Source organism: Arthrobacter sp. FW306-1B-G06A (genome assembly GCF_058781765.1).
The window spans coordinates 82,435-95,535 of record NZ_JBYSXB010000017.1 but is presented as its reverse complement, the minus strand read 5'-3'; the positions used below and the strand labels follow the sequence as shown (position 1 = coordinate 95,535).

Annotated in this window: 11 protein-coding genes and 1 pseudogene; all 12 read left to right on the top strand. The window is 65.1% G+C overall.

Annotated elements, in window-relative coordinates:
- Nucleotides 1-207, top strand: a pseudogene (locus tag AC3WJM_RS11010) (sugar ABC transporter ATP-binding protein); the annotation flags it as partial.
- Between the two features lie 31 nt (nucleotides 208-238).
- Complete coding sequence (locus tag AC3WJM_RS11005; RefSeq protein WP_492271886.1) at nucleotides 239-1,669, top strand: aldehyde dehydrogenase family protein; 1,431 nt, start codon at nucleotides 239-241, stop codon at nucleotides 1,667-1,669.
- A 22-nt stretch (nucleotides 1,670-1,691) separates the two neighbouring features.
- On the top strand, nucleotides 1,692-3,644 hold the full coding sequence (iolD, locus tag AC3WJM_RS11000) for a 3D-(3,5/4)-trihydroxycyclohexane-1,2-dione acylhydrolase (decyclizing) (RefSeq protein ID WP_492271885.1): 1,953 nt from the start codon (nucleotides 1,692-1,694) through the stop codon (nucleotides 3,642-3,644).
- Nucleotides 3,641-4,438, top strand: coding sequence for an HpcH/HpaI aldolase family protein (locus AC3WJM_RS10995; RefSeq protein ID WP_492271884.1), 798 nt, complete (start codon nucleotides 3,641-3,643; stop codon nucleotides 4,436-4,438). The genes iolD and AC3WJM_RS10995 overlap by 4 nt, the downstream gene beginning before the upstream one ends.
- A gap of 23 nt (nucleotides 4,439-4,461) precedes the next feature.
- Complete coding sequence (locus AC3WJM_RS10990) at nucleotides 4,462-5,679, top strand: Gfo/Idh/MocA family protein (protein WP_492271883.1); 1,218 nt, start codon at nucleotides 4,462-4,464, stop codon at nucleotides 5,677-5,679.
- A 2-nt stretch (nucleotides 5,680-5,681) separates the two neighbouring features.
- Complete coding sequence (locus tag AC3WJM_RS10985; RefSeq protein ID WP_306964426.1) at nucleotides 5,682-6,698, top strand: LacI family DNA-binding transcriptional regulator; 1,017 nt, start codon at nucleotides 5,682-5,684, stop codon at nucleotides 6,696-6,698.
- Between the two features lie 75 nt (nucleotides 6,699-6,773).
- The gene (locus AC3WJM_RS10980; RefSeq protein WP_492271882.1) at nucleotides 6,774-7,706 is read left to right on the top strand and encodes a hydroxyacid dehydrogenase; all 933 of its coding nucleotides are present in this window, start codon (nucleotides 6,774-6,776) and stop codon (nucleotides 7,704-7,706) included.
- A 95-nt stretch (nucleotides 7,707-7,801) separates the two neighbouring features.
- Nucleotides 7,802-8,851: an inositol 2-dehydrogenase gene (gene iolG / locus AC3WJM_RS10975; protein ID WP_492271881.1), complete on the top strand. Its 1,050-nt coding sequence runs from the start codon at nucleotides 7,802-7,804 to the stop codon at nucleotides 8,849-8,851.
- 2 nt (nucleotides 8,852-8,853) lie between these two features.
- The gene (locus tag AC3WJM_RS10970; protein ID WP_306964433.1) at nucleotides 8,854-9,633 is read left to right on the top strand and encodes an SDR family oxidoreductase; all 780 of its coding nucleotides are present in this window, start codon (nucleotides 8,854-8,856) and stop codon (nucleotides 9,631-9,633) included.
- Nucleotides 9,630-10,517 carry a sugar phosphate isomerase/epimerase family protein gene (locus AC3WJM_RS10965; protein ID WP_441433395.1) on the top strand — a complete coding sequence of 296 codons (888 nt, stop codon included), beginning with the start codon at nucleotides 9,630-9,632 and terminating at the stop codon, nucleotides 10,515-10,517. The genes AC3WJM_RS10970 and AC3WJM_RS10965 overlap by 4 nt, the downstream gene beginning before the upstream one ends.
- Nucleotides 10,514-11,539: a Gfo/Idh/MocA family protein gene (locus tag AC3WJM_RS10960; protein WP_306964437.1), complete on the top strand. Its 1,026-nt coding sequence runs from the start codon at nucleotides 10,514-10,516 to the stop codon at nucleotides 11,537-11,539. Before AC3WJM_RS10965 ends, AC3WJM_RS10960 begins: the two co-directional genes overlap by 4 nt.
- Nucleotides 11,539-13,032: a CoA-acylating methylmalonate-semialdehyde dehydrogenase gene (locus tag AC3WJM_RS10955; protein WP_306964439.1), complete on the top strand. Its 1,494-nt coding sequence runs from the start codon at nucleotides 11,539-11,541 to the stop codon at nucleotides 13,030-13,032. Before AC3WJM_RS10960 ends, AC3WJM_RS10955 begins: the two co-directional genes overlap by 1 nt.
- Nucleotides 13,033-13,101 lie beyond the last annotated feature (69 nt).

The following is a 13,101-nucleotide window of genomic DNA, read 5'->3' as shown; positions in this document are numbered from 1 at the left end:
AAGCGCGGCAAGTCCATCGGCTACTACGACAAGAAGGACATCACCCTGGACGAACTCACCGCCCAGATGGCCGGCGGTGCGGAACTGGCCGAACTCGCCCACGAACTCGAACAACTCGGCGGACACACCCAGGCCCTCAAGGAAGTCCAAGCCGAAGTCGCCGAAGTCACCGACGCCGCATACGAAGGCAACACCAAGCGCCACTAAGCGCGAACGTTTACAACCTGATGGAGCAACCATGGAAATGCTAATAGCCGGAAACTGGCGCGGCGCCGCCGACGGAAGGACCGAGGAAGTCCGCTCGCCCTTCGACGGACGGACGATCGACACAGTCCCCGTAGCGACGGTCAAGGACGCCCAAGCCGCCCTTGACCGGGCCGAAATCGGCGCCCACCTGCAAAGGACAACACCGGCCCACGTGCGTGTCGATATCCTCCTGCGCGCGGCCGCCCTGGCGGATGAACGTGCCGAGGACATTGCCCAGACTATTAGCGCCGAATCCGGCAAGCCCATCACGGAAGCTCGGGGCGAGGCCAGTCGCTCGGGGAACATCATCCGCCTCGCCGCCTACGAAGGGAGCCAGCTGTACGGCTCCACGCTTCCTTTGGACGCAAACGCCGGGACGGGTTTGGACAAGATCGGCTTCACGTTGCGGCAGCCTGTGGGCATCGTCGTCGCCATCACGCCGTTCAACTACCCGGCCCTGCTGGTGTTGCACAAAATTGCACCCGCGCTGGCAGCCGGTAACGCCGTCGTCCTTAAACCGGCCCGCGCAACGCCGCTGACGGCGCTGAAGCTGGCGCAGTGCTTCGTCGACGCCGGCCTGCCGCCCGAGGCGCTGTCCGTGATCACCGGGCCCGGCAGCTCCCTGGGCGACGTGCTGGTGACGGACCCGCGGGTCCGCAAGGTGTCCTTCACAGGCTCCACCAGCATCGGAACGCGCATCAGCTCGATCGCGGGCGTGAAGAAGCTGTCCCTTGAGTTGGGCGCTTCGTGCCCGGTAATCATCCTGCCGGACGCCGACCTCGAACTCGCCTCCACTGCGGTGGCGGCTGGCGGCTACGTCAACGCAGGCCAGGTGTGCATTTCGGTGCAGCGGGTCATCGTTGACCGCCGCGTCGAGAAAGACTTCCTGGACGCGCTGGTCCCGAAGGTCGAAGCGATCGCCGTGGGCAACCCCAAGGAAGAGGATACGCGCCTTGGCTCGCTGATCTCCGAAGAGGAAGCCTCACGCGTCCACACCTCGATCCTCGAGGCCCGCCATTCCGGCGCCCGTGTCCTCACCGGCGGTGACCGTGACGGCGCCGTGGTGACTCCCGCCGTCGTTGCCGGCGTCGACCCCCGGTCGCCGCTGAGCCGGAACGAACTGTTCGGGCCCGCCGTCGCGGTCTCCTCCGCGCCGGACATGGAAAGCGCCATCGCGATGGCCAACGACAACGAGTACGGACTCGGCGCGGGAATCTTCACGAGCGACGTCGCCGGTGCGGTACAGGCCATGCGGCAGATCGACGCCGGCAACATCCACATCAACTGGTCGCCGCTATGGCGGGCCGACCTCATGCCCTACGGCGGCTTGAAAGGCAGCGGAATCGGCAAGGAAGGCGTCCGCTCTGCTGTCCAGGAAATGACCGAAGAGAAGACGGTCGTCCTGCACGGGCGCCCCTGGTAACGACGACAACGGGAATAAGGCAATGACCACCACACCATCGCAGACCATCAGGCTCACCACGGCCCAAGCGGTCATCAAGTACCTCTCGGCACAGTATTCGCTCGCCGACGGCGTCCGCCGCCGCTTGGTCCCCGCCGCCCTAGGCATCTTCGGCCACGGCAACGTGGCAGGCCTCGGCCAGGCACTGGACGAACTGGCCGACGACATGCCCTTCATCCAAGGCCGGCACGAGCAGTACCTGGCGCATATCTCCACCGCATATGCCAAGGCGAGCCGCCGGCAGGCAGTCCTCGCCGTCACGGCGTCCATCGGCCCGGGCGCGCTCAACCTCGTGACCGCCGCCGGCCTGGCAACGGTCAACAGGGTCCCGCTCCTGCTCCTGCCCGGTGACACCTACGCCACGCGGCACCAGGGCCCTGTGCTGCAGCAACTGGAGCACCCCACCGAGGCAGATGCCACGGTCAACGATGCGTTCCGCCCCGTGTCGCGCTTCTTCGACAGGATCAACCGCCCGGAGCAGCTCCTGACCGCCCTTCCGCAGGCAATGCGCGTGCTCACGAGCCCCACGGATACGGGAGCCGTGGTTATTTCGCTGCCCCAGGACGTGCAGTCGCACGCCTACGACTTCCCGGCAGAATTCTTCGAGCCGCGCGATTGGAAGATCCGGCGTCCGCTTCCGGACCTGGAAGAGGTCGACGACGTCGCCCGGCTTATCCGTTCGGCCGAGCGTCCCGTGATTATCGCCGGCGGCGGCATCCACTACTCCGACGCCCACGCGGCGCTCGAGGCGCTGGCAGGCCAGGTCGGAATTCCCGTCGTCGAGACCTTCGGCGGCAAGGGCGCCGTGACCAAGGACGAATGGTGGCAAGTGGGCGGCGTCGGGCTCGAGGGCAACTTCGCGTCCAACACCCTGGTCAAGCAAGCCGACCTGGTCCTCAGCGTCGGCACGCGCCTCACCGACTTCGCCACCGGCTCCCAATCGATCTTCGAAAACCCGGACGTCCGATTCGCGTCCTTGAACATCGTGGACGCCGATACCCGCAAGCAAGGCGCCACCGGCATCCTCGCGGACGCCCGCTTGGGCATGGAGGCACTTGCCCGGGCACTGGAGGGCCACAGCACCGCTGAAAACTGGCAGGAAACAGTCCATTCCGAGAAGGCGAAGTGGGCCCCGATCCGGTCCCAATGGCTCGACGCCGACACGCCCTACCGCCCGGAAGACCACCCGGACGCGCCGGTCACGGGAGCCGTCCTGACCCAGCCACAGCTGATCGGACTCATGCAGGAGCACGCCCGCTCCGGCGACACCATCATCGCCGCGGCCGGAGGACCTCCCGGTGACCTGCAAAAGGTCTGGGATGCCACGGGCAACCGCAATTGCCACCTGGAATTCGGTTTCTCCTGCATGGGTTACGAAATCGCGGCCGGCATGGGCGTCCGCCTGGCCGAGGGCAACAACGACAACCGCGTGGTCACCTTCATCGGTGATGGCACGTTCCTCATGGCACCCACGGAAATCCTCACCGCGGCCCAGGAAGGCCTCAACGTCACGGTTGTTGTCTCAGAGAACCATGGCTATCAGGTCATCCACCGCCTGCAGATGAACCGCATGGGACGCGAATTCGGCAACGAATTCCGCTACCGCACCACCGGCGGAAGCGTCGCCGTCGACGACGCCCCGAAGGCGCGGCTGGACGGCGACTACCTCAAGGTGGACCTCCGGCAGATCGCCGAAGGCCTAGGCGCCCTCGCCATCCGGGCCACCACGGCGGCAGAGGTCCGGGAAGCGCTGGCCTCCACGCGCGATACCCAAGGACCCGTCGTGATCGTGGTGCCCACCGTTCCCCATGTCGACCTGCCTGGCGGCGACGTCTGGTGGGACGTAGCTCCCGCGGAAGTGTCCGGACAGGAATGGGTCCGTTCATTGCGCTCGGACTACGAGCAGGCAAAGGGCCGCCAGCGGTGGTTCGGATGAGCGCCTCGAGCGGCGGCAACTACGACGGCGGACCGCTCGACGGCGGTCGGCTGCGGCGCCGCTTGGCCGCCGGAGACGTGACCCTGGGAACCTTCGTTGGCATGGCTTCCGCAACCGCGGTGGAAGTGTGCGCCGCTGCCGGCGCGGACTGGGTGCTCGTCGATCTTGAGCACGGTTCCGGCGGTGAGGATGCGGTCCGCGACGGTGTCCTCGCGGCCGGAAGCTACGGCGTCCCCACCCTTGTTCGCGTGGAGAGCGGAGAAAGGATACGCATCGGCCGGGTCCTGGATCAAGGCGCAGCGGGCATCATGGTTCCCCGCCTGAATTCCGTGGAGGAAGCCGGCCAAACCGTGAAGCACATGCTGTATCCGCCGTACGGCGACCGCGGCGTGGCAACGTACAACCGCGCGTGCCGCTGGGGCATGGACCGGGCTCCGTTGACCGCAGACCAGCAGTCAGCCGTGGGAATCGTCCAGATCGAGACTCTCGACGCGCTGGGGCACGTGGAGGAGATCGCGGCGCAGGGCGGCGTGGATGTCCTTTTCGTCGGACCGATGGACATGTCCTTCGCTTTGGGTGTCCCGATGCAACTGGACAGCAATGTCTTCCAGGAGGCCCTCCAACGGGTAGTCGCGGCCGCGCAACTGCACAACAAAGCTGCCGGCATCCTCGCGGTGGACGGTATGGCTGCGGCCAAGTACGTCCGCCAGGGCTTCCGTTTCGTGGCCATCGGCTCGGACTCCACCATCATGGCGGCGGCGTTCCGGGACGCCTTCGACACCGCCCGCAACTGACAAGAATTTTCAACGAGAAAGGCATGAACGTGAGCCCAGAATCCCGCACAGTCGGTGTAGGCCTTATCAGCGTCGGATGGATGGGAAAGCTCCACTCGCGCGCTTACCAGACGGTCCCCTACGCCTACCCCGAGCTTGGCTTGACCACCAAGCTCGTCATCGCGGCGGACACAGCGCCGGACCGGGTGGACTACGCCCGCGATGTCCTCGGCTTCGCGGAAGGAACCACCGACTACCACGATGTCCTGAACCACTCGGACGTCGATGTCGTTTCCATCTGCGCCCCCAACTTCCTGCATGCCGAAATCGGCATCGCGGCTGCCAAAGCCGGCAAGCACTTCTGGATCGAAAAGCCTGTTGGACGCGGCTACGAAGAAACCGTAGCCGTGCAGGAAGCCGCCGTGGAGGCCGGCGTCGTGACCTCCATCGGCTACAACTACCGCCACGCCCCGGCCGTGGAGCACGCCAGGAAGCTCATCGCGGACGGGCGCCTTGGGCGCATCACGAACGTCCGCGCAGTGTTCTTCTCCGGATACGCTTCCGAGCCCAACGGCGCTTTGTCCTGGCGCTTTGACCGGAAACTCGCCGGCACCGGCGTGCTGGCGGACTTGTTCAGCCACGCAACCGACCTGTGCCAATATGTAGTTGGGCCCATCGCCGAGGTAACCGCGCTCACAAGCACGGTCTACACGCAGCGCCCCAAGCTGGCGATGGGGTCAGGGACGCACTTCGCGGTGATCGAAAACGGTGAAATGGGAGAGGTCGAGAATGAGGATTACGCTGCAGCGCTGGTCCGCTTCGGCCCGTCCGCCCGCGGGGCAGGCGCCGTCGGCACCATCGAATCCTCGCGCGTTGCCGTTGGACCCGAATGCGGTTACCAGATCGAAGTCTACGGGACCGAAGGCTCGCTCAAATGGGACTTCGAGCGCATGAACGAACTCAAGGTCTGCCTGGGCCGCAACAACGACGAGCAAGGCTACACCACGGTCAACGCCAGTCCCCGTCACGGCGATTACGCTCACTTCCAGCCCGGGCCCGGCAACAGCATGGGTTTTGACGACCTCAAGGTCATCGAAGCCAAGAAGTTCCTGGTCGCCGTCACTGGAGGAGCACAGGAAAACTCCAACATCCACGACGCCGCATCGGCCGCTGCCATTGTCAGCGCCGCCGAAGCGTCCTCGCTGTCAGGTCAATGGCAGAAGATCGAGGAAATCCACGGCACCACGGCAGCGCGGGCATAACCATGGCACCTCCATCCGCCCGGCGGCCGACGATCATGGACGTGGCAGAACGCGCCGGCGTTTCCAAGTCCTTGGTCTCCCTCGTGCTGCGCGACTCACCGCGCGTCAGCGACGAACGCCGCCAGCGGGTGCTCAAGGCTGTTGAAGAGATGGGCTTCGAGTTGAACCTCGCAGCCCGGTCCCTGGCAACACGGGACAGCGGAACCATCGGTGTGCTGGTCAGCGACATGCACAACCCGTGGGCCTTTGACGTCGCAGACGCCGCACGGACCGTACTTGAAGAGGCCGGGCACACCGTCCTCTTCAGTGCGGTCACCGCGGCGGGCAGGGGAGTGGACCAGTCCATCCTCCAGGCCTTCCGGGACTTGCGGGTCGCGGGCCTGCTCGTCGTCGGAACCGTGCCTGACAAAGCACCGTTCAGCCGTGCCGTTTCCGGCGGGGCTGTGGTCTTTGCAGGTGGCGGACCGGACTACATCGATACCGCCGATATCGTGCGGAGCGACGATGCCCTCGGCATGTCCATGGTTGTTGAGCACCTGATCGCCCAGGGACACGAGAACATCGTGCACCTTGGCGGCCTGGGTGGCTCGGTTGGCCGCGAACGCGTGGACGGGTATTCGGCGGCAATGGAAGAGCACGGTCTGGCCCGTTATATCCGCGTGGTCGACGCCGACTTCTTCCAGGAGTCCGGCTATGTTGCCGCCCAAAGGGCGCTTGGTTCCCGCTCCACGCACCAGCGCCCCACGGCGCTGGCCTGCATCAACGACCTCGCCGCTTTTGGTGCCATGACCGCTGCCGATGAACGCGGCGTCGAAATAGCTGTCACCGGTTATGACAACATCGCGCTCGGTGCAATGCCGCGCCTGGGACTGACCACCGTTGACCCGGACAGCTCCACCATTGGCGTCACAGGGGCCAAGACCCTCCTGGAACGCATCCATGGTGAAGGCAGCGGCTTCGTCCACCATTCCGTCACGCCCCACTTGGTCGTGCGGAAGTCCAGCCTCCTGGGCCTTTAAAACCGAGGCCTCTAACACCTCGTAACTACGCCGTTTTCGGCGCAGCCCCATACCTCCACATCTTCAAGGATGACGATGGCTTCCATAACCACACCCCAAATCTTCGTCGCTCTCGGCAGCGTTGAGCCCGACCTGGTGGAACCGCTCCTGTCCGAGCACCAGCGACTCATCCAGGACCCCACCGACGCCGATCTGGCGAACGCCGACGCGGCAATTGTCAGGGCCGCCTACCGCGTGGACCGGGAACTGTTGGACCGCATGCCGGCCCTCAAAGTCATCGCCAGGACCGGCGTGGGAACCGAGCTCGTGGACGTCGCCGAGGCCAATCGACGGGGAATTCCGGTGGTCATCACGCCCGGGAGCAACACCGCCTCGGTGGCCGAAGGCGTGTTCGCCCACCTGCTCGCCCTGGTCAAGAAGCTCTCTCCGCTGACCGCCCTGGTCCGCGAGGGACGCTGGGAGCAGCGGGCCGCCGTCGGCGTCGGAGACCTCGAGGGATTCACGCTAGGCATCATCGGATACGGCCGCATTGGCCGCCGGGTGGCGCGGATCGCCGAAGCCTTCGAGCTCAAGGTCCTCGCCTATGATCCGTTCGCGGAGGTTCCCCCGGAAATCCGGTGCGACACCGTAGAGGAGCTCCTTGAGGGCAGTGACTTCACTACCCTCCACGTGCCCCTGACACCCGAAAACCAGAACCTCATCAACGCGGACCGCCTCAAAGCCATGAGGCCCGGGGCGGTCCTCATCAACTGCAGCCGTGGCGGCCTCATCGACCTCGACGCCGCCCACGAGGCACTGCAGTCGGGACACCTGTCCGGTCTAGGCCTGGATGTGTACGATCCCGAGCCGCCCGCGCACCACCCGCTGTTCGACCACGAAAACGTGGTCCTGACTCCGCACTTGATGGGCTTCACACGTCAAGGCATGGCGCACACCGTCAGGGACGCCGCCCAGGGTGCGGTGGACGTCCTCGCCGGCCGGGCGCCCGCGGCGGTGGCCGGGCCATGACCGGTCCCTCAGTTGAGCATGTCCCCTTCAACTCTCCAGAACCAAGCCAAGGCCCCGGTCTTTTCCGGGCAGCCCACTAGAAAGGACCACTGCACATGTCCACTGATCGACCCCTCAAAGTCGCGCTGTTCGGATCGGGCCGTATCGGGCAAGTCCACGCCCGGAACATCGCGGCCCACCCGGACCTGGAATTGGCCTGGATCGCCGATCCCTTCATCGAAGGGGCCCGCACGTTGGCGGCCGGGAGCGGAGCCATCGCCGTCGAGACTGCCGACGAGGTCTTCGCGAACGGTGACCTTGACGCCGTCGTGATCGGCTCGCCCACCAGCACGCACGTCGAGCTGATCTCGCGTGCCATGGCGCAAGGCGTGGCGGCCCTCTGCGAGAAGCCAATCGACCTCGACATTGACCGTGCGCTCGCATGCCGCGACGTGATCAAGGGAAACAACACTCCCCTTATGCTCGGGTTCAACAGGCGCTTCGATCCCAACTTCGCGGCCATCCAGCGCCGTGTTGTGGCGGGCGAGATCGGCCGCCTCGAACAGCTGACCATCATCAGCCGCGACCCCGCGCCGGCCCCGGCCGCCTACATTGCCACCTCGGGAGGGATCTTCCGGGACATGAGCATCCACGACCTGGACATGGCCAGGTTCTTCGTGCCGGACATCGTCGAGGTGTCGGCCGCGGGCGCCAACGTGTTCTGCGACTACATCGAGGAAGCCGGTGACTTCGACTCCGTGGTCATCACCCTGAGGGGTCGCGACGGCGAACTTGTCACCATCACCAACTCCCGCCACAGCGCCTACGGCTACGACCAGCGACTGGAGGCGTTCGGCAGCGAAGGGATGCTCAACGCGAACAACGTGGCCCCGACGACGGTGCGCAAGTATGGTGCGGCCGGCGCCGAAGAGGCGGACGCCTACCTGCCGTTCTTCCTTGAGCGTTACGCCGAGGCCTACCGGAACGAGTTGGACAGTTTCGCCAGGGCCATCCGCTCGGGCACTGCCTGCAGTCCAGGATTCGACGACGGCCTGCAGGCGCTAGCCCTGGCCAACGCGGCCGAGGAGTCCGCCGGTTCGGGCCGCGCAGTCAGGATCGAGAACTCAGTCAAGGTCGAGAACGCAGTCAAGATCGGGCAGCCGTAGCCATGCCACTTCTCCAAGACAAAGTGATCCTCATCAGCGGAGGTACCCAAGGTTTGGGGGCCGGCGTCGCACGACGCGCAGCTGCCGAAGGTGCGGCCGGCATCGCGGTCACCGGGCGGAACGCGGACTCAGGTGAACGGCTCGCCGCGGAGCTCACAGCTTCCGGCATCGAGACCCGGTTCATCAAGACCGACCTCGCCGACGTCGAACAGGCCCGGAACTCGGTGCTTGAGACGATCAACGTCTTCGGGCAACTCGACTGCGCGGTCAATGCGGCCGGCCTGACCACCCGCGGCACCATGCTGGACACCACGCCCGAGCTTTTTGACGCGCACATCGCGGTGAACCTGAAATCGCCATTCTTCATCATGGCCGAAACCATCAAGCATCTTTGTAGCAGGGGTGTGCCAGGAAGCATCGTGAACGTCATCTCCATCGCTGAACTTGGCGGGCAGCCGTATTTGGCGCCGTATGTGGCCGCCAAGGCCGGCCTGGCCGGGGCGACCCGCAATGCGGCGCATGCGCACCGTTGGGACAAGATCCGCATCAACGGGCTGGACATCGGCTGGACCGCCACGGACGGCGAAGCCGAAACCCAGAAGAAATTCCACGGCGCAGGGGAGGACTGGCTCGAAAAGGCCAACGCATCCGTCCCCATGGGAAAGCTCGGGCAAGTGGACGAGATCGCCGAATTCATTGTCTTTCTCCTCTCCGACAGGAGCGGTGTTGTCACAGGCTCGGTCATCGACTGGGACCAAAACGTATACGGAGGATCAGATTGAGCACCATCACCAAGCGCCTTGCCGCAGCACCCATCTCCTGGGGCGTCTGTGAAGTCCCCGGATGGGGCCACCAGCTCGAGGCCGACAGGGTCTTGTCCGAAATGACCGCCCTGGGCATCAGCGCCACCGAGTTCGGCCCCGCCGGCTTCCTCCCCGAGCAGGCCACCCAACGCGCGGAGGTGCTGAAGCGGCACAACCTCCAGGCCATCGGCGGATTCTTCCCAGTCATCCTGCACGATCCGTCCAAGAACCCCTTGGATGTCGTGTCGGCTGAGCTGGACGCGTACGAAGCAGCCGGGGCCAGCGTCATGGTCCTCGCCGCGGAGACCGGCGTCGCAGGCTACGACCAGCGCCACGAGCTCGACGCCGAAGGCTGGGAGCTGTTCGGCAGGAACCTCGACGCCGTGGTCAAAGCCGCCGCTGACAAAGGCATCCAGGCGGTGGTCCACCCGCACGTGGGAACCATGATCGAAAGCACCTCGGATGTTGACCGGGTTTTGAACGACACCGCGGCAAACCTGTGCCTCGACACGGGCCACCTGCTCATCGGCGGCACCGATCCGGCCTTGCTCGTCCGCGGCTACGCTGCCCGCATCGGCCACACCCACCTGAAGGACGTGCGAACCGCCGTCGCGCAGCGGGTCCAGGCCGGGGAGATTTCGTACACCGACGGCGTCAAGGCAGGGATGTACGTACCGCTGGGTCAAGGCGACGTCGGCATTGCCGGAATCGTCCGGGACCTGCTGGATGCCGGCTACGAAGGCTGGTTCACCATGGAGCAAGACACCATCCTCGAAACCGAACCCACCGACGACGGCCCGGTCCGGGATGTCCGGCAGTCCGTGGCCTTCCTGCGTCAACTCGAAACGGAAATCGAGCGATGAGCGCGGTCCGCTGGGGAGTGCTGACCACGGCACGGATCGCCCAGGGCAGGTTCCTGCCCGCCATGAGCCGCGCCCGGAACGCCGTGGCGTCGGCCATCAGCAGCCCGAACGGAAAGGCCGCCGAAGTCGCAGAGCGCTTCGGTATCCCCGCCGCCTATTCTTCCCACGAGGAATTGCTCGCCGATCCAAGCATCGAAGCCGTCTACCTGCCCTTCCCCAACTCGCTGCACGCCGACTGGATTGTTGCGGCCGCCGAGGCTGGAAAGGACATCCTTTGCGAGAAGCCGCTCGTCGCCAACACCCACGACTACCGCCGGGTGCTGGAAGCCTGCGAACGCAACGGGGTGAACCTGATGGAAGCGTTCATGTACCGCTTCCACCCCCAGCACCAGAAGGTCCGTGAGTTCATCGACTCGGGCAAGATCGGCGAGTTGGTGTCCATGCACGCCCGCTTCCATTTCGTCATGGACCGAAGCGAAGGCGAGGTCCGCCTCCAGCCGGGAATGGACGGAGGTGCGCTCAACGACGTCGGATGCTACGCCGTCGACATCATGAACATGGTCATGGGCCGCGCGCCGCAAACCGTCTACGGCAAAGGCACAAGCCGCACGGACCCGGTGGAAACGACCATGGCCGCGATCCTGGACTATGGGGACGTCCTGGGAACACTGGACTGCGGCTTCGAAGGCCCGCGCACCAACACGTTCCAGATCATCGGCACGAAAGGCCACATCACCCTGGACAAGGCCTTCGACCCAGATCCGGGCGAAATTGCCCGCGTTACCGTGTCCTTCCGCGATGGCCGGAGCGAGTCTGTCGACATCGGGGAAGACCCGTTCAAGACCGAAATCGAGCGGTTCAGTGCGTGGGTGCGTAACTCCGGACCCGAACTCGTCCAGAGGGAATTGACCGAACAGAACCTGGCCGTCCGCCTGGCGCTCCAGGAATCACTCGCCACCGGCTTGCCGCGGGATGTCAACGACGTACATGCCGTGGAGCACCACCTACTACAGGAGCAGTAATGACCATCATCAACCACTTCATCAGCGGAGCCGAGACTGCGGGCAGCGGAACGGGTACCAAGCCCGTCTACAACCCGGCCACAGGTGCCGTGACGGCCGAGCTTCGCCTGGCCAACCTGGCTGATTTGGACGCCACCGTCGCCGCCGCAAAGAAGGCTGCTGCAAGCTGGGGCGACATTTCGCTGGCCAAGCGCACTGCCGTGCTGTTCAAGTTCCGCGAGCTCGTCGCTTCCCACGTGGACGAACTCGCGGCCCTGATCACCGCCGAACACGGCAAGGTCCTCAACGACGCCAAGGGCGAGATCGGCCGTGGCTTGGAGGTTATCGAGTTCGCTTGCGGCATCCCGCAGTTGCTCAAGGGTGAGTACTCGGACCAGGTCTCCACCGGGATTGATGTTTTCTCCTTCCGCGAGCCAGTCGGCGTCGTCGCGGGCATTACGCCCTTCAACTTCCCGGTCATGGTGCCGCTCTGGATGGCGCCGATGGCGATCGCGACAGGCAACGCGTTCATCCTCAAGCCTTCGCACCGCGTTCCTTCGGCCGCGATGCTGCTGGCCAAGCTGTTCCAGGACGCCGGGCTGCCGGACGGCGTCTTCCAGGTCCTCCACGGAGACCGCGATGTCATCTCCGGGCTCCTGACGCACCCGGACGTGGACGCCATCTCCTTCGTGGGTTCCACCCCCGTTGCCAAGCACATCCTTGAAGTGGCGACGGCGCACGGCAAGCGGGTCCAGGCTTTGGGCGGGGCGAAGAACCACGCAATCATCATGCCCGACGCCGACCTCGACAACGCCGCCGACCACCTGGCCGCAGCCGCGTTCGGTTCCGCCGGTCAGCGGTGCATGGCAATCTCTGTTGCGGTGGCCGTCGGCGATGCCGCCGATCTGCTGGTCAAGAAGGTCGAAGAGCGTGCCCTCGACGTCAAGGTCAAGAACGGCACCGACGCAGACGCGGACATGGGTCCCGTGATCAGCCCCGAATCCCGTGAGTTCATCGTCAAGACGGTGACAGAAGCAGAACAGGCCGGCGCCGCGATGGTCGTGGACGGCAGGGACTTGGTGGTTCCCGGGCATGAGGAAGGCTTCTGGGTTGGCCCCACCGTGATCGACCACGTCAAGACCGAAATGAGCGCTTACCAGGAGGAGATCTTCGGGCCTGTCCTGGTGGTTGTGCGCGTGGAGGACCTGGATGAAGGCATCAGGCTCATCAACGCCAATCCCTATGGCAACGGCACCGCGATCTTCACCTCCTCGGGAGCGTCCGCCAGGAAGTTCCAACGTTCAGTGGACGTTGGAATGATCGGCATCAATGTGCCGCTGCCCGTTCCGGTGGCGTACTACTCCTTCGGCGGCTGGAAGGCATCGCTCTTCGGGGACAAGCACATCTACGGACCCGAAGGCGTGTCCTTCTACACCCGCGGCAAGGTCATCACCTCCCGCTGGCCTGAATCGACCCACGCCTCAGGAGCTTCGTACAACTTCCCCTCCAACTAGTCGCCACTCAACTGACTCGCAGTAGATGTCGTTTTGAGCCCTCATAGCGGCATTAACTGCGAGCTAGTT